Raw genomic sequence first — 17,886 nt, 5'->3', positions numbered from 1 at the left:
GTCTTGAATCAAAATCTTTTGTAATGCTAGATGGTTCAAACAGCTACAACGAACTTTTAGAAAGTAAGAACTGCACAAAGAAAGTATTAATCAGTCATGAGTCATATGATAAATTCAATCATTTAAATACAGTGAACAGCTTTCACAAATGAATTGAAGAAGGGTTGCAAAAAGATAAGGGAGTAGCATCGAAATATATAAATCGTTACAATGCTCTTTTTGTCATGCAAAGAGAAACGCAAGAAATGGATAATACAGAAAAGTTACAGTACGTACTATTTAGATTGAAAAACGAATGGTTGTTCGCATAAGTGATAAAAAGTAGAATTATAGCAATGTCACCAAATTGCTAGTTAAGCCAAATATAAAATGGAGGTATCTATGAAACATAAAATTATAGTCATATTTGTATTGGCGCTCATGTTTAGTTTGGCTGGGTGTGGAAATACAAATAAACTTGCTGAATACGATATGACAGGAATTAGTTTTATATCATATGCAGATATAGATACAGTATGCGAAGATGAAGAATTGACAACTGCCGGAAAAAATTTATTGTCTGAACAAGAGGAGAATTTGCTTTTATCTTATGTAATGGACAGTGCTATTGAGCTTTCTGCTGAATTGGGAAATTATGACCATTTAGTGTTTACAAATCCTCAATGGATTGAACGCTTTGGCGACTTGGAAAAATTAAAGCCCATAGAGTATAGTAATCTGTCAAAAGATATGCAAATATTTTTAGAAACTCAGATGCCTATATTAACAAACGATGGAAGCGTGTTGCCGGAAGGAATAGGACTGTATGAATATGAAGATGGCAGTTTGTTTGCGTTTCCTGTAAATGTAACACTTGGAGCCGCAGAGCCAATAGAGGCAAAAAAACCGCTGATTGTTTTAATAGACAATCCAGCAGAAACCCTTAAAGCGGATAGCTGTATGTTGCCATTGACTTCAAGCGGAAATGTGTTATTTTTGGATAATGATAATTTCCAACAGCTTTTTGAAAATAGTGAACTTAAAGATTACGGAGATATTCAGAAGTTTGACGAGAACTAACTTTTCACAATTGCATACTTACCCATAAGGGACAGCCGAGAAAATCGATTGTCCTTTTTTCTATGCCAATAGGCAGAAAGGAGCGACCAGACATGACGAAACCGAGAGATTATATTCAGAAAAAGATTATCTCTAATTATTTAAATATAACCTTATAAAATCGTGTATCTAGAATTAATAATTGAAGATAATGTTTTTTACTCTAAGCCACAATATTTTAGTAAATCTTTTCCTTTCCACTTCTTTTCTTTAACACTTAATGAGATAATTTTTCTTGAACTGTCTCAAGAGCTTTTTTAATATCTTCATTATCTGCGTAGGCATATCTTGATGTAGTTGAGATATCAGAAAGACCAAGAAAATCTTTAACATTAGAAATAGGGATACCATTTTTATACATCAACATATCACCAATGCATCTGTTAAGCCAATTAAAAAAAGAGGCAAGCGAAATTAATCGTTTGCCTTTAATAATTCTTCTAGAATTTGGACTGCATTTGTAGCAGCACCCTTACGAATCTGGTCTCCACAACAGAATAAAGATAATGTATGATTTGTTTCATCCGTGATGTCTTTACGAATTCTTCCAACATAGACTAAGTCTTGGTTTGTCGTATCCTTTGGCATTGGATAGATGTGATTTTTTGGATCATCCTTTAACACTACGCCATCAGCATGAGCTAATAATTCTCTAGCCTCATTGACATCCACTTCTTTTTCACATTCGATCGTGATACTTTCAGAGTGAGAACGCCAAATCGGTACACGCACACAAGTACAGTTTACTTTTAAAGCATCATCGTGCCACATTTTTCTTGCCTCGTTTTGCATCTTCCATTCTTCTTTTGAGATACCTAAATCATCAAAATCTCCAATTTGAGGAATTAAGTTAAATGCGATTTGATAAGGGAAAGCTTTTGATGGGATGCTTTCATCTTCAATTTGATTTTTTAAATCTTCAATTCCTTGAACACCAGCACCTGATACAGCTTGGAATGTTGTTACGATCATGCGTTTAATGTGATATTTTTTATGTAAAGCTTGTAAGGCTACAAGGGCAATAATTGTTGCACAGTTTGGATTGGCAATCAAGCCATGATGATTTTTAATGTCTTCTTTATTCACTTCAGGAATGACTAAAGGAACGTCTTTGTCTAAACGAAATGCACTTGAATTATCAACAACGATACATCCTGCTTCTTTGGCCCATGGCATCCACATTTTTGTGACGTCATTTCCTGTTGCACCTAATACATAGTTAACACCTTGAAAGCTTTCTTTTGTCAATTCTTCAACAATATGTCCATCGATTTCTTTTCCTTTTGATCTGGCACTAGCTAATAATTTAAGGTTAGCCTGAATGTTTCTTTCTTTTAAGCATTCTAACATTTGTTGTCCTACAGCACCTGTAGCACCGGCAATTGCGATTGTTGTCATTCTTCATTTCCTCCTACGAAAGTATCATATATAACTTGGACTGTTTTTGTGAAGTCTTTTTTCTTAACTCCCACTGTAATATTGATTTCATCACTACCTTGGGCAATCATGACAATGTTGATGTTGTTTTTACCTAAAGCACCAAATAATTTACCACTTGTACCTGGCTTATCTGACATGTTTTTACCAACTGTAGAAATTAAAGCTAAATCATCTTGGACAGTTAATTTATCTGGCTTTAGTTCATCTTTGAAGTGCGCCAAGATTTCATAAAGACTTTCTTCAATTTCTTTTTTCTCTACAACAATATTAAATGAGTCAATTCCACTAGGAATGTGTTCAATACTGATGTGGTATTTTTCTAGAATAGATAGAGCTTTACGAATGAAACCAACTTCATTTGACATATGCTTTTTGTAAACATAGATAGACATAAAATCTTTTTTACCCGCAATACCTGTAATTGGATATCCGCTTTTTACTTTTGAATGTTCTTGGATGATGGTTCCTGCATCTTGAGGACGATTGGTATTTAAAATGTGGATTGGAATATTGGCTTCTTTAACTGGGAAAATAGCTTCTTCATGAAGGACACTGGCTCCCATATATGAAAGTTCTCTTAATTCTGAATATGTGATATGAGTAATTCCTTTTGGGTTTTGAACAATTGTAGGATCCGCCATTAGAAATCCAGATACATCAGTCCAGTTTTCATATACGTCGGCATGTAGACATTTTGCCAAAATAGCACCCGTAATATCGCCTCCACCACGTGGGAAGACTTGAATATGTCCATTCGCACTTGTACCATAGAAGCCTGGGAAAACAAAGTGGTCATATTGGGCATATTTGGCTTGTAGTTTTGCGCTGGTCGCATCCCAGTCGATGGATTTATCTAATTTAAAACGAATAATATCTTTGGCATCCACAAAGGCATAACCTAGGTATTCAGCCATTAATTTAGCACAGAAGTATTCACCACGACTGACTATAACAGCTTGGGACATTTGGTTAAGATTGGTGTAAAAGGCATCCAACTCTTTTTCAATAGGTTGTTTTAGGCCCAGTTCATTTTTGATTTCGATGAAACGGTTTTTGATGAGTTTAAAGACACTCGATGCATCCACATGGTATTTTCTGTGGGCATCTAATAAGTAAAGCAGATCTGTGATTTTGTTGTCGGCCGCAAAACGTTTTCCAGGAGCCGATACAACGATGTATCGGCGTGTTGGATCTTGTTGAATAATGTTTTTGATTTTTTTGAATTGTTCTGCATTTGCAACACTAGAACCACCAAATTTTGTGATTTTTAACATATGACTACCTCCATAATGCGATAAAACTATTTTTATCTAATTCCTTAACTTTCTTAATGATTGACATATCCTGGTTTTCAATCCAGTAATAGTTTGCTTCTTTCTTTTGAATAGGATAGTAATTCTCTAGGGCAACATCACTACGAATTAGCCACGTTTCTTTTAATAGAGACGTATCAAATTCTTTTGGTGTCGAATAAACAATTTTTCTTTCTTTATTTTCAAGTGTATCTAAAGCATTCTGTACCATGGCCTGCGCTGTAGGTAATTGGCCAGCGCCCTGACCATAATAGCCTAGTGTATCAAAGCTGTGAGATAGGATTTTTTGGGCGTTGTAGTTGTTTGGGACATTGGCTAAAAAATCACTTTCATCCATGCAGCAAGGCGCAATAATGGAAATAATCTTATCGCCAATTTGCCTTGAAATGGATAAATGACGCAACACTTTGTTGTTCATTTTGATGAATTTAATGTCCAACATTTTGATTGTACGAATACCAGCATAATATGGAATGTCAACAATTGGTGTATTGAAGGCCAAGCTGTTAGAAATTTTAGTCTTATAATATACGTCAACACCATCAATATCGTTAGATGGATCTTTTTCAGCATATCCTTTATCTTGAGCTTGTTTTAAAACGTCCTCAAAATCTAAGTTGTTTTTTTGCATAGAATCTAAAATGTAGTTGCTTGTACCATTAAAAATACCTTCATAGCCTTGTAGTGGTTCAAGTCTTTTTAGCTTTAATAGGGCATCAATAAATGGTATACCACCTGCAACACAAGCTTCTACCTGAATGCTTCCTCCATACTCTTTTTCAAGTTCTAAATAGGTATCGAGATAGGTTGCGACAACAGCTTTATTTGAACTGATGACATGTTTTCCTTTTTTCAAAGCTTTTTGAATCAATGTGTTGGCGGGTTCTAATCCGTTTAAGCATTCAAAAACGATATCAATATCATCTTGAACTACCATATCTTCATTGTTAGAAAAATAAGGTAAGTTTTCTTTTTCTTTACGTACATAAACGTATTTTATATTGATATCATCCAATGACTTTGCCAGGATTTCAATCCCTTTTCCGACAACTCCATAACCTAAGATAACTGCGTTCATATCGTTCCTCCTGTATCTTTTTAGAAAACACTTGTTTTTAAAGTGTGAACATTGTATCATATGGAATATAGATTTTCAAGGAGGATTCTCATGAACGATTATATTTCTACAAGAGACGTACACCAAAGCGTTTCCAGCAAGCAAGCCATACTAAATGGAATGAGCCCAGATGGAGGTTTATACGTACTTCCAACTTTGGATCAGATTCATTTAGATCTATCTTTAATATGTTCAAAGTCTTATAAAGAAAATGCCGTTTATATTCTTTCACATCTTCTAACAGATTATACTAAGGAAGAATTAGAGGCATGTGTTGAAAATGCATATGCGAATTCTTTCTCTAAAAAAGAGATCACACCTGTAAAAAAAGTAGATGATATTTATGTCTTAGAACTTTTCCACGGTCCTACATGTGCCTTTAAAGATGTTGCGTTAACTCTTTTACCACAATTAATGTCCTGTGCTTTAAAAACTACGAACCAAAAAGCATTGATTTTAACCGCCACAAGTGGAGATACAGGTAAAGCTGCTCTATCTGGCTTTTGTGATGTAGAAAATATTGGTATCAATGTTTTTTATCCAGATCAAAAGGTCAGTGCCATTCAATATCGTCAGATGGTTACGCAAAAAGGAAAGAATGTGAATGTGTTTGGAATTCAAGGTAATTTTGATGATGCACAAAGCCAAGTAAAACACTTGTTCTTGGATTCAGAGTTGAATGCGTATTGTGCGAAACAAAATATTCTTTTGACAAGTGCCAATTCCATTAACGTGGGTCGTTTGGTTCCTCAAATCGTCTACTATTTTGATAGCTACAAACAATTAGTTCATCAAGGTGCTATCAAATTAGGGGATAAAGTTTCATTTAGTGTCCCAACTGGAAACTTTGGAGATGTTTTAGCTGGATATTATGCGTATTTAATGGGGTTGCCAGTAGAAAAATTCTATGTTGCCAGCAACGCGAATCGTGTATTAACAGATTTTTTAACGACAGGTATCTATGATCGAAATCGTGATTTTATCCAAACTATTTCGCCAAGTATGGATATTTTGATTAGTTCAAACTTAGAAAGATTATTGTATTATGCATCAAATAAGGATACGCAAAAAGTATCGAAATGGATGCAGGAATTAAATGAAAAGGGTCGTTATCAGATTGATGATGAGACATTTAAAACTATTCAAAACTTATTTGCGTGTGGCAGTGTAGATGACAAAGAAACAAGTGAAGAAATCAAATTGGTTTATGATAAGGCAAACTATGTTTTAGATCCGCATTCTGCGATTGCGTACAAAGTCGCAAAAGAATGTAAAAATCGTCCTATTATTTCTTTGGCTACAGCTTCACCTTATAAATTCAGTCAGGATGTTTTAAAAGCATTGGGTTATACAGAAGATAATGAATGGAAGGCTATGCAAGATTTGTCAGAATATTGTCAGGATGCCATTCCAACTCAATTAAGTGAACTTCAAGATCTTGAAGTTTTACACAATAAAGTCATTGATGTAGCTTCAATGAAAGATGTGGTATGTGAAAGTACAAAAGAGGTATTCCATGATTAGTGTATACGTCCCAGCAACAAGTGCAAATTGTTGTGTGGGATTTGATTGTCTTGGTATGGCTGTAGACTGGTGGGCTCACTTTACTTTTGAAGAAAGTGATACATTGATTGTAGAAGGGTGTCCGGATGAATTTAAAGGAAAAAACAATTTAGTCGTGCAAGCCTTTTATACAGCTTGTGACTATTTACATTTGGAGTATCCGACTTTTAAACTAACGATAGATACAGATGTGCCTTTTGCCCGTGGCTTGGGTTCAAGTTCAACGTGTGTTGTTGCGGGAATCTTAGCTTGTGATGCATGGTTTAAAAAGGGTATGGACAAGATGGAAATCTTAAAGATTGCCACAAGCATTGAGGGACATCCAGATAATGTAGCACCTGCTATTTTTGGTCAAGCTACAGCTTGTTTTATGGAAAGAGAAGACGTGAAAATGAGTCTTGTTCCATGTGCAAACTACCATTGTTTGGCCATTGTACCTCGTTATGAAGTTAAAACTTCTCAGGCAAGAAAGGTTTTGCCGACTGGAATGGCATTTAAAGATTGTGTTTCACAAGTATCACATGCATTAGTCTTTATCCAGGCTTTACAACAGGGGAATGAAGAACTTTTGGCAAGTTCTTGTAGGGATTTATTGCATGAACCATATCGAAGGCAATTTATTAAGGAATATGATAGGATAAAGAAGTATTGTGATTCAAAACAACTTCCAATGTGGATTTCAGGAAGTGGATCAACTATGATGGTTGTTTCGTTAGAACAATCTTATTTGGTTGATTTATCCAGGTTTTTAGAAGATAGTTTTAGTGAATTGGATTATAGATTTTTAACTATAGCCAAAGAGGGGGCGTTTATAAAATATGAGTAAATATTACGTTGTAAGTGGCGATATTTTACCAGATGTTTTAGAACAAGTTATGCAGGCGCGTATTTTATTACAGTCGGGTAAGGCAAAAAGAATTAGTGAAGCTGTTAAAATGGTTGGTATTTCGCGTGGCACATATTATAAATATAAGGATGCCGTTTTTTCATTTAATGCAGAACAATCGAATCGTAAAGCGATTATTTCAATGATTCTAAGAAATGAAAAGGGAACGTTGTCTAAAGTTTTATCTTTAGTTTCTGTAAAACAGGTTAACGTTTTAGCCATTAACCAAACAATTCCTATTAATGGCATTGCCAACGTAGCACTTACTTTAGATATTAGTGATTTAGAAATCAGTATTCAGTCTTTAGTCAGTTTAATTGAGGCTATGCCAATGGTAGAAAAGGCTGATTTGGTAGCTGTAGAATAATGAGACGTGTTTTAAGTTTTATATTTGGCTGGTGCTTTATCATTGTTTGTGTTGTGTTTAGTATCAAGAGTACAGCATTAAATCCAGATTTTTATATTCCTAAATATGAAGAGATGGATTTGGCTAATGATATTGGTGTATCTAAGAAAGATTTGAATCAAAGTATTCGCTTATTGTTGAATTATTTAGATGACAAGCGTGATGATATCAAGGGACATATCACATGGTATGGTGTATCGCAAGAAACTTTTAATGAAAAAGAAACGAGTCATATGGTGGATGTAAAGGTGTTGTATCAGAATGCTTTAAGGGTCGCAAAAATCTCATTTGTAGTTCTTGTGTTGATTATTTTATATTTTTACTGGAATGAAAAAGAATTGATGTTTGCGTATTTGAGTAAAGGTTTTTTAACGGCCATGTTTACATTCATAATAATGCTTGTATTCTTTGGATTCTGGATCTTTACAGATTTTACGAGTTTCTGGACATGGTTTCACACGATTTTCTTTACAAATCAATTGTGGCTGTTAGATCCAAATACGGATTTTATGATTTGTATGCTTCCAGAAACGATTTTTTATAAGCTAGTACTTGCTTGCGTAATCAAAGTGGTTTGTTTCATGGTTCCAACAAGTGTTTTGGCTATTTATTATATGGTGAAAAAGGCACCCATAGGTTTTGAAAGATGATTGTATTGGCATCAAAGTCTCCGCGAAGAAAAGAGATATTAAAAGATTTGGGCTACGATTTTATTGTTTGTCCAGCCAAAAAGGATGAAGTATTTGATTTAAGTTTAGGCTTGGATGAGGCTTTAAAAAAGGTGGCTGAATCCAAGGCGAAAGAAGTAAGAGAATCCTATTTGGACTCGATTGTTTTGTCGGCAGATACGATTGTATGTTTGGATGATAAAATATTAGGAAAACCTAAATCAAAAGCTGAAGCTATTGAAACATTGAAATCTTTATCCAATCGTAGGCATCAAGTAAAAACAGGGGTTTGTATCCTTTATAAAAATCAAACGATTTTACATCTGGAAACGACGGATGTGTATTTTAAGAAACTTACAGAACAAGATATTATTTCGTATGTAAATAGTGGGAAATGTATGGATAAAGCAGGTTCTTACGGTATACAGGAATGTGATTTTGTAGACCATATTGAAGGTGATTATACCAATGTGGTTGGTTTACCAAAATATGTGGTGGAATCGATGATGAAAGACGTTGCACTCTAGTTAGAGAAATGATAAAATATCGTGGTAATTATTAGAGGAGGAACATATAAATGTCTAATGTTATTAATAAAAAAGATTTAGCTGAAAAGTTGGCTGAAGAATTTGGTTGTTCAAAAAAAGACGCAACAGCTTATGTTCAATTCGTATTCGATACAGTAGCTGATACTTTAAAAGATAATGGTACTGTAGATGTATTCGGATTTGGTAAATTCTCAATTAGCGAAAGAGCAGCTCGTACAGGTATCAATCCAGCTACTAAAGAAAAAATTGAAATTGCTGCAAGCAAGTCAGTTAAATTTAAAGCTAGCAAAGCTTTGAAAGACGCTGTTAAGTAAGAAGATTCGATAATGAATCTTCTTTTTTTTCATGATATAATATTGAATACAAAATTAAGATAATTGAGAGGAGAATTCGATGAGTTTACCAATTTATGTAATTGGACACAAAAACCCAGATACAGATTCTATTTGTGCTGCTTTAGCTCTTGCTGAATTAAAAAGACAGACGGGAGTCAATGCGGTGGCTGCTCGTTTGGGAACTTTGAATCCAGAAACTAAATTTATATTAGATAAATTACATGTAGATATGCCAGCTTTATTAACGACTGCGCGTTCGACATTGGAAGAAATTGAAATTGATGATGCGGTGACAATTGAAGAAGGGCAAACCATTCGTCATGCATGGGATCTATGCTTAGAAAATCACGTAAAGACTTTGTATGTTGTAGATGATAAAAATGAATATAAGGGCATGGTTACTTTGGGTGATGTTTCTAAGGTTCAGATGCAGGATTTAAATATTACGAGTGAATTGTTGAAAGAAACGCCATTAGAAAATTTAGTTGCCAGTGTAAAGGGTTCTTTTATTCTAAAGGGAAATCTTGAAAGAAGTGGCTTTGTACGTATAGCGGATAAGCGCTTGATGGATAGAGATCTAAAGGGTGCCATCATGGTTTTAAATGATCATGAAGATAGTATGATCAAGAGTATGGCAAAGGGTTGTGCAGTTATTGTTGTGGCAGAAAACTTTGTTCCAAACAGTTATATTATCGAGATGGCAAAGCAGATGGGAGTTACTTTAATCAGTACATCTTATAATATTATGAAGATCATTCAAATGATTTATCGTTCGATTCCGGTTGAATTGATTATGACTCCGGCTAATAAAGTGATTCGCTTTAATAAGAGTGAATATGTAGAGGATGTGGAACGTGAAATGTTGAAGACGCGTCACTCATCTTATCCTGTTGTTTTCCAAAATAAAATTTTGGGGTCTGTTGCTCGATATAACTTATTGAAGGCTGAAAAGAAACAGTTTATTCTTGTAGATCATAATGAAAAGAAACAAAGTATTAGCGATATTGAAACAGCGGATATTGTAGAGATCGTGGATCACCATCGTATTGGTGATATTGAAACGGATCGCCCAATTGTATTTAGAAATATGATTGTAGGTAGTTCTTGTACAATTGTTGGATTGATGTATGCGGAGTATGGTGTTAAAATACCTGAAACCATCGCAAAATTGATTGCGTATGGCATGATTAGTGATACAATGAATTTTAATTCACCAACATGTACGACAATTGATCGTAATTTGGCAAATCGTTTATCAAGTGAGTATGATATTGATTTTGATGCGATGGCTAAAGAATTATTCGAAAACACGGCTACGATTCGTGGAAAAGAATTCAAGAATATTCTATACAATGATGTTAAGGAATATATGTTGAGTGGATATCACATTGCGGTAAGTCAGGTTTTTACATTTGATTTAAGTATTGTGGATGAAATTAAAGAGGATTTCTTGAAGTACATGGATGAACAAAACAAGATACATGAATATGACTTGATGTTGATGGTTATTACCAATGTTGAAGGTCGTGGATCACGTTTCTTATATGTAGGTAAGTTATCGCATTTTGTTCGTGATGTTGTAGAAGAGTTCAAGGATCAAGGATTTGTTTCTCGTAAAAAACAGATTGTGCCTCGTTTAGCACAAGAACTGGCATAAAGGGGGATTTAATATGGCAGTAGAAAAAAGATTAATGCATTATGCATCATTTGACACACAGTCAAGTGAAGAAAGTACAAGTGCACCTAGCACTGAAAAACAATTGGTTTTAGCTCGTGAATTAAAAAAAGAATGTGAATCATTAGGTTTTGATTCTGTTGAATTAACCGATACAGGTATTGTGTATGCATACTTAAATGCGAATACAGATAAAAAGATGGATCGTATTGGTTTTATTGCACATATGGATACGGCAACTGAAATTACGGGGGCAAATGTAAAGTGTCGTGTAATTTCAAAATATGATGGAAATACAATTCAATTAAATGAAGAGTATTCAATGTCTAAAGAAGAATTTCCAGCTTTGGCAAACTGCATTGGAGATGATTTGATTGTTACAGATGGAACGACTTTACTTGGTGCCGATGATAAAGCAGGAATTGCGATTATTTTAGAGGCTATGGAACAGTTGATTCAATCTGAAAATGAACATGGATTTATTGCGGTTGCCTTTACTCCAGATGAAGAGGTAGGTCGTGGTGTCGAAAACTTTGAATTAGATAAATTCCCAGTGGATTATGCGTTCACAATTGATGGAGATCGTATTGATTCAGTTGACTATGAAACATTTAATGCAGCACAAGCTGTTGTAACATTTGACGGTACAAGTATTCATCCTGGGGATGCCAAGGATCGTATGGTCAACGCAAGTTTATTAGCTATGGAATATGCTTCGAGTCTTCCAAAAAAACAAACACCTTCACATACACAGGGACGTCAAGGGTTCTATCATTTAGTGGGAATGGAAGGAATTTGTGAAGATGCAAAATTAACTTACATTCTTCGTAATCACAGTAAACAAAGCTTTATTGCACAAAAACAGAAGATGGAAGCTATTGCCGATAAGATGAATGAAAAATACGGAAATCGTGTTCATGTATCGATTCGTGATCAATATGAAAACATGCGTCAATATATGCATGGTGATATGCGTAGTGTGAATAAGGCAAAATATGCATTGCGTCAATGTGATGTTACACCAGTTAGTACACCGATTCGTGGTGGAACAGATGGTGCGATGTTGACGGCAAGAGGACTCATTTGTCCAAACTTAGGTACGGGTTCATTTAATCATCATGGTCGTTTTGAATTCGCAAGTATTCAAAAGATGGAAAAGATGGTTGAAATCGTATTAAAAATCGTTGAGTAGGAGGTTGTCATGGATTACGCTAAGGAAGCTTTAAAATTACATGCAAAATGGAACGGTAAATTGGAAACAGTTCCAAAAATGAAGATTGAAAATAGAGATGATTTATCAATTGCCTATACACCAGGTGTTGCGGCACCTTGTTTAGAAATCGAAAAAGATAAAAAGAACAGTTATGTCTATACGGGTAGAGCCCATACTGTTGCGGTTATTAGTGATGGTAGTGCAGTTTTGGGATTAGGAAATATTGGTCCTGAAGCAGGTATGCCGGTAATGGAAGGTAAGTGTGTATTGTTTAAGGCATTAGGAAATGTGGATGCCGTTCCATTATGTTTGAATACACAAGATACAGATGAATTGGTTCAGATTATTTCAAGTTTAGAGCCTAGCTTTGGTGGTATCAACTTAGAAGATATTGCGGCTCCTCGTTGTTTTGAAGTTGAAAAAAGATTACAGGAAAAAATGAATATTCCTGTTTTCCATGATGATCAGCATGGTACAGCTATTGTAGTTTGTGCTGCTTTGGTAAATGCTTTGAAATTGGCTGAAAAACAAAATCCAACCATCGTAATCAATGGTGCTGGTAGTGCTGGTGTTGCGATTGCGACTTTAATTTTAAAGATTGGTTTGGGTAATGTTATTTTAGTGGACAAACAAGGTATCTTAACAGCAGATATGGATCTAACAAGTGGTCAAAGAGGATTGATTGATAAGTTAAACAAAGAAGGAAAAACAGGTTCTTTAAAGGATGCGTTAGTTGGCGCAGATGTATTTATTGGTGTTAGTGCAGGTCATATCGTATCTAAAGAAATGATTGCATCTATGAATGAAAAGGCAATTGTATTCCCAATGGCGAACCCAGTACCTGAAATTGAGCCGGAAGACGCAAAAGAAGCGGGTGCCTATATTGTAGGAACAGGTCGTAGTGATCATCCTAACCAGATCAATAATGTGTTGGCTTTCCCTGGTATCTTTAAAGGAGCATTAAAAGCAGGAGCTACTTGTATCAATGATGCGATGAAAGAGGCGGCTGTTTATGCAATCAGTTCAATGGTTACAGAAGATATGTTGGATAGTGAACATATTATTGTTTCCGCTCTAGACCCAAGAGTTGCAGATGTTGTGGCTCAAGCAGTAGCGGATGCGGCAAGAGAAAGTGGTGTAGTGCGTGAGTAGAGTTGGTATTGTTGCAGAAGGTGGGGGTACTAAAGCTGCTTATTCTGCAGGAGTATTAAAATGTCTACTTGAACATGACATTGTTCTTCCTTATTGTGTAGGGATTAGTGCTGGTACAGAAATTTTATTGAGTTATGTCTCAAAACAAATAGATCGTTTAGAGGTTACAGGTATTGATGCGCCTTGTCAAAAAGGTGTTGTTGGATGGAGACCATTCTTTAAAGAAGGTTCTATTTTTGGTATTGAAGCTACATATGATTTTATTGAATCTAGAGTTCCATTGGATTTAGAAGCTTTCCAAAATAGTGAAACGCAAATGGAAGTGGGCATATATAATTTAAAAACGCATAAGGTAGAATATTTTGATAAGAGTTTTATTGATAAAGATGAAACATTGATCAAGGCAAGTTGCGCATTATTGCTTCTAGCTAAACCTTATAAATTTAATGGTGAAATGTGGATGGATGCAGGGCTTGTCGATATGATTAGTATTGAACAAAGTCTTCGTGCAGGAAATGATAAACATATTATCATTTCAACAAAGGAAGAAGGCTATGTTCGTAAGCCGGCTCCAAAATGGCAATTGTGGTTATCTAATTTAGTCTATAAGGATAAACAAATTACGGATGACTTAAGAAATCGCCATGTTCGTTATAAGGAACAGTGGGATAAGATTGCACAACTTGAAAAAGAGGGTAAGGCATTGATTTTACGTCCTCATAAAGATCTTGGTGTCACTCGTTATACAACAGATCCAGAAAAATTGGGCCCTTGGTTTCAATTAGGATATGATGAAACTCTTGAGCGTATAGATCAAATTAAAGAATTCATAAAATAGAAAAACCTGGAAATCCAGGTTTTTTGTTTTGCCACAACAATCATTTAAGGAGGCGTATTGTGGCATTAGTGACTACATTGTGCGAAGCGCAAATATGTATTAAACTAGAAACGAGGTTGTAGTCACAGTTTCTATTATAAAGAGTCAATGTGAATTTATTATTAAAACCGAAAATTCTTTTAAAAAAATTAGAAAGAGGCTATTATTAAGGTATGAATGGTTATTTTTTTGATATGGATGGAACTTTATACAATAACAAGTTTCATGAAGTGAGTGAGAAAACTTTTAAAATGTTAAATGAACTACAAAGCCAAGGACACTTTGTAGCTTTATCTACGAGTCGTTGTCAATCGGAATTAAAGAATCTTCCTTCTTGTATGCGAAATTTTCAATTTGATTGCATGATCAGTGATGGTGGGGCTTTGATTTTGAATCAACAAAAAGAGATTCTTGAAATGAATTGTCTTCCAAAAGAAACAATGAGGAGTATAGATCAATTTTGTAAAGAACGAAACTTGGAATATCGTTACAGTACACGAGAGGGGAACTATTTTGGTACGCCATATTCTAGTTTTGCGCACAATATATATTTTGAGTTGTATTTAAATAGTCCAGTTTATAAACCTTTTGAAAAGGATGATGTGTTGAATGTTTTACTTTTTTGCCAAGGAGAAACGAAAGAGGAATTAAGACCGTTGATCAAAAATTTGGGATACATAGAATATCCGGATTGTTTTGAATTACGTGCGAATCAAGTAGATAAGGCAACGGCTGTAAAGAAAATCATGGATGCTCATGCGTTTGAGACAACGTATTGTTTTGGGGATGGAACCAATGACATTGATATGTTGAAGCTTGCCGATGTGGGTGTTGCGATGGGCAATGCGTGTGAAGCATTAAAAGAAGTGAGTGATGTTGTGATTGGAAGAGTGGATGAGGATGGCATCTACAATTTCTTACTGGGAAAATAAAAGCTGAATAGGAGGAGAATAAGATGGCTTATATTTTAGAGAATGATGTATTGAAGTTGGAGTGTACAGAAAAGGGTGGCGAAATGCTGCACTTAGTAAAGAAAAGTACAGATCGTGAAACTTTATATCAGGGAAATCAAGGATGGTCTGGTAGAAATCCTTCTTTATTTCCAATGGTAGGAAATACATATACAAAGGATTATGAGATTGATGGCAAAAAATATGCGATGAAGAATCATGGTTTAATTCGTTATGCGACCTTAAAGGGTGAAAGTAAAGAGGATGAACTTGTATTTAGTTTAGATGCGAATGAGGAAACATTAGCTCAATATCCTTTTAATTTCCATTTTGAGATAGGATATAAATTGGATGGGAATAAAGTTTTAATTCAGTATCATGTAAAAAATAATGACTCTAAGGATATGCCTTTTGGGTTTGGTTTGCATCCTGCGTTCAAGTTGGATGATGAATTTTCTACATATACTTTGGCATTTGAAAAAGAAGAAAACGCAAAACAATTGTTGTTTGATCCAAGTTTTGAAAAGAATGTGGAATATCAGGATGTTGCATTCAAAGAATGGAAATTGTCTCGAGATGATGTAAAGAAGTATGCGACGATTATTTATAAGGATTTAAAATCGAATTATGTAACTTTAAAACATGGAGATGAAGAAGTGGTTCGTGTATCGATTGAGGGATATCCATATTTAGCTTTATGGACTCATGATAGTGCATCGGATTTCTTATGTATTGAGCCTTGGTATTCGCATGGGGATTTTGAAAAAGAGACACCAGATTTCTATCATAGAGAAGGAACTATGGTTTTAAAACCAAATGAAGAATGGTCTTGTTCATACTGGATCGAGGTGCTTTAAGAAGGAGAAATCCTTCTTTTTTTAATTAAAATTTGTATTTTTAAAGAACAAATTTGCACTTTTTAGTTTACTTTCGTCCAAAATCTTTTATTTTAGTTAAAAATGGCTATAATGAAATTAAGTTCAGAAGGAGAAAGAAAAATGTTCGGAAAAGAAAAATCAACTTGGGAAGAATTAAGTGGTATTTTTACTGCACAGGAGATCTACCAACAACCTGCTACTTGGGCAAAAACAATTGCTCAAATCAAAAATGAAAAGGAAGCTTTAAAAAAATTCATGGAACCTGTATTAAGTGATCCAGATTGCGATATCGTGTTTACAGGTGCTGGAACTAGTGAATATGTAGGTAATGCTTTATATTCATATATTAACCGTTATACTGGTTATCATGCAAAATCATATGCTTCTACAGATTTAGTAGAAACTCCAGAAAACTATTTATCAAGAAACAAAAAGACTTTATTAGTGAACTTTGGTCGTTCAGGAAACTCTCCTGAAAGTGTTGGCTCTGTACAAGTTGCTGATGAAGTATGTAAGGAAAATGTTTATCATTTATTCATTACATGTAATAAAGATGGAGCTTTAGCAAAAGCCGCTGCTACTCGTGACAATGCTTACGATATTAACTTGACTCCAGAAACTCATGACCAGTCTTTCGCAATGACTTCAAGTTTCTCTAACATGATGTTGGCTGCATTATTATGTTTCCGTTTAGATGATATTGATGAAGCTGCAAAAGAAATGGAAAGTGTTATTGCTCAAGGACAAAAATTTGTTGATGAAGGATACAAAGTATGCGAAAATTTAGTTGCTGACTTTGCAGAATTCAACCGTATTGTATACTTAGGTGCAAATACATTGAAGGGTATTGCTCAAGAAAGTCAATTAAAGATTTGTGAATTAACTGCTGGTACAGTTACAACTACATTTGATAGTCCAATGGGATTCCGTCATGGACCTAAATCAGTTATCAATGATGAATGTTTAACAGTTGTTTATTTATCAGATGATGAATATCAAAGACAATATGAATATGACATTATTAAAGAAATGAGTGGACAACGTAAAAAGAATCGTTTAGTTGCTGTTTCTAGTCATGCAGATGCTGAAATCGAAGGATTAGTAGATACATTCATTAACTTTGATTTAGATGCACCTAAAGATAATATTTTCTTAGGATTTGACTACATTTTAGTGGCTCAGGTTATTGCGTTGTTTAAATCATTGAGCTACAAGATTACACCAGACAATCCATGTCCAACAGGTGAAGTAAACCGTGTTGTTAAGGGTGTAACTATTTACCCATATACTGCAAAGTAAGAATTCAGAGGAGAAAATTAGAGGAGAAAAAAGAAGATGATAGGATTAATTGTTACTGGTCATGGCCACTTTGCGACAGGTTTAACTACAAGCTTAAACTTGATTGCTGGAGATGCAAAAGATTATGTTGCTGTAGATTTTGAGGCTACAGATTCAACAGATGATTTAGCAAAAAAATTAACAGACGCTATGGATTCGTTAAAAGACTGCGAAGGAATCATTGTATTAAGTGATTTAGCTGGTGGTTCTCCATTCAAAACGGCTGTTGAAATTGGATTCCCAAGAGGAAACGTAGAAGTTGTTGCAGGTACAAACTTAGGTATGTTAGTTGAAATCAACTTAACTCGTACTTTCTCTGAAGATGTTCATGCTTTAGCTGAATCTGCATGCAATGTTGGAAAAGACCAAGTTATGCGTTATGTATTCCAACATGTTGAACAAAACGACGATTTTTCAGATGGTATCTAA

19 protein-coding genes are annotated in these 17,886 nt (G+C 34.8%); 15 read left to right on the top strand and 4 right to left on the bottom strand.

Annotation, left to right across the window (positions count from 1 at the left end; translation table 11 throughout):
* Positions 1-381 precede the first annotated feature (381 nt).
* A complete protein-coding gene (locus Q0F04_RS04710) occupies positions 382-1,059 on the top strand; it encodes a DUF6619 domain-containing protein (RefSeq protein WP_118011816.1) in 678 nt (225 codons plus the stop codon).
* Between the two features lie 256 nt (positions 1,060-1,315).
* Here the strand turns inward: Q0F04_RS04710 and Q0F04_RS04705 are convergent, their stop codons facing one another.
* From Q0F04_RS04705 to Q0F04_RS04690, 4 genes are read right to left on the bottom strand one after another with little or no spacing between them, the layout of a single operon-like run.
* On the bottom strand, positions 1,316-1,459 hold the full coding sequence (locus Q0F04_RS04705) for a hypothetical protein (protein ID WP_181989257.1): 144 nt from the start codon (positions 1,457-1,459) through the stop codon (positions 1,316-1,318).
* Positions 1,460-1,512: 53 nt separating this feature from the next.
* Positions 1,513-2,496 (bottom strand): aspartate-semialdehyde dehydrogenase, encoded by a 984-nt coding sequence (locus Q0F04_RS04700; RefSeq protein WP_295750733.1) that lies wholly within the window; start codon positions 2,494-2,496, stop codon positions 1,513-1,515.
* On the bottom strand, positions 2,493-3,812 hold the full coding sequence (locus Q0F04_RS04695; RefSeq protein WP_117573226.1) for an aspartate kinase: 1,320 nt from the start codon (positions 3,810-3,812) through the stop codon (positions 2,493-2,495). Before Q0F04_RS04695 ends, Q0F04_RS04700 begins: the two co-directional genes overlap by 4 nt.
* Before the next feature lie 4 nt (positions 3,813-3,816).
* Positions 3,817-4,929 (bottom strand): homoserine dehydrogenase, encoded by a 1,113-nt coding sequence (locus tag Q0F04_RS04690; protein WP_158551107.1) that lies wholly within the window; start codon positions 4,927-4,929, stop codon positions 3,817-3,819.
* A gap of 90 nt (positions 4,930-5,019) precedes the next feature.
* Between Q0F04_RS04690 and thrC the strand changes: the two genes are divergently transcribed.
* From thrC to agaF, 14 genes are all read left to right on the top strand, one after another.
* The gene (thrC, locus tag Q0F04_RS04685) at positions 5,020-6,492 is read left to right on the top strand and encodes a threonine synthase (protein ID WP_295750730.1); all 1,473 of its coding nucleotides are present in this window, start codon (positions 5,020-5,022) and stop codon (positions 6,490-6,492) included.
* Positions 6,485-7,357: a homoserine kinase gene (gene thrB, locus Q0F04_RS04680; protein ID WP_295750727.1), complete on the top strand. Its 873-nt coding sequence runs from the start codon at positions 6,485-6,487 to the stop codon at positions 7,355-7,357. The genes thrC and thrB overlap by 8 nt, the downstream gene beginning before the upstream one ends.
* A complete protein-coding gene (locus Q0F04_RS04675; RefSeq protein ID WP_003863833.1) occupies positions 7,350-7,784 on the top strand; it encodes an ACT domain-containing protein in 435 nt (144 codons plus the stop codon). The genes thrB and Q0F04_RS04675 overlap by 8 nt, the downstream gene beginning before the upstream one ends.
* Entirely contained in the window at positions 7,784-8,473 is a 690-nt protein-coding gene (locus Q0F04_RS04670) for a TIGR01906 family membrane protein (protein ID WP_295750725.1), read from the top strand. Before Q0F04_RS04675 ends, Q0F04_RS04670 begins: the two co-directional genes overlap by 1 nt.
* The gene (locus tag Q0F04_RS04665) at positions 8,470-9,018 is read left to right on the top strand and encodes a Maf family protein (protein ID WP_295750723.1); all 549 of its coding nucleotides are present in this window, start codon (positions 8,470-8,472) and stop codon (positions 9,016-9,018) included. The genes Q0F04_RS04670 and Q0F04_RS04665 overlap by 4 nt, the downstream gene beginning before the upstream one ends.
* A 50-nt stretch (positions 9,019-9,068) precedes the next feature.
* A complete protein-coding gene (locus Q0F04_RS04660) occupies positions 9,069-9,353 on the top strand; it encodes an HU family DNA-binding protein (protein ID WP_003863836.1) in 285 nt (94 codons plus the stop codon).
* 79 nt (positions 9,354-9,432) lie between these two features.
* The gene (locus tag Q0F04_RS04655; protein ID WP_295750720.1) at positions 9,433-11,031 is read left to right on the top strand and encodes a putative manganese-dependent inorganic diphosphatase; all 1,599 of its coding nucleotides are present in this window, start codon (positions 9,433-9,435) and stop codon (positions 11,029-11,031) included.
* 13 nt (positions 11,032-11,044) lie between these two features.
* The gene (pepT, locus tag Q0F04_RS04650) at positions 11,045-12,241 is read left to right on the top strand and encodes a peptidase T (RefSeq protein WP_295750718.1); all 1,197 of its coding nucleotides are present in this window, start codon (positions 11,045-11,047) and stop codon (positions 12,239-12,241) included.
* A 9-nt stretch (positions 12,242-12,250) separates the two neighbouring features.
* On the top strand, positions 12,251-13,414 hold the full coding sequence (locus Q0F04_RS04645; protein ID WP_295750715.1) for an NADP-dependent malic enzyme: 1,164 nt from the start codon (positions 12,251-12,253) through the stop codon (positions 13,412-13,414).
* The gene (locus Q0F04_RS04640; protein WP_295750712.1) at positions 13,407-14,252 is read left to right on the top strand and encodes a patatin family protein; all 846 of its coding nucleotides are present in this window, start codon (positions 13,407-13,409) and stop codon (positions 14,250-14,252) included. Before Q0F04_RS04645 ends, Q0F04_RS04640 begins: the two co-directional genes overlap by 8 nt.
* A gap of 212 nt (positions 14,253-14,464) precedes the next feature.
* Entirely contained in the window at positions 14,465-15,223 is a 759-nt protein-coding gene (locus Q0F04_RS04635) for a Cof-type HAD-IIB family hydrolase (RefSeq protein ID WP_295750709.1), read from the top strand.
* Between the two features lie 23 nt (positions 15,224-15,246).
* Positions 15,247-16,098 (top strand): aldose 1-epimerase family protein, encoded by an 852-nt coding sequence (locus Q0F04_RS04630; protein WP_295750706.1) that lies wholly within the window; start codon positions 15,247-15,249, stop codon positions 16,096-16,098.
* A 141-nt stretch (positions 16,099-16,239) separates the two neighbouring features.
* The gene (locus Q0F04_RS04625) at positions 16,240-17,418 is read left to right on the top strand and encodes an SIS domain-containing protein (protein WP_295750703.1); all 1,179 of its coding nucleotides are present in this window, start codon (positions 16,240-16,242) and stop codon (positions 17,416-17,418) included.
* A gap of 36 nt (positions 17,419-17,454) precedes the next feature.
* The gene (gene agaF / locus Q0F04_RS04620; RefSeq protein WP_295750700.1) at positions 17,455-17,886 is read left to right on the top strand and encodes a PTS galactosamine/N-acetylgalactosamine transporter subunit IIA; all 432 of its coding nucleotides are present in this window, start codon (positions 17,455-17,457) and stop codon (positions 17,884-17,886) included.

The organism is uncultured Holdemanella sp. (assembly GCF_934772795.1).
Taxonomy (GTDB): domain Bacteria; phylum Bacillota_I; class Bacilli_A; order Erysipelotrichales; family Erysipelotrichaceae; genus Holdemanella.
The sequence above is the reverse complement of the archived record's forward strand: the minus strand, read 5'-3'. Positions and strand labels throughout refer to the sequence as shown.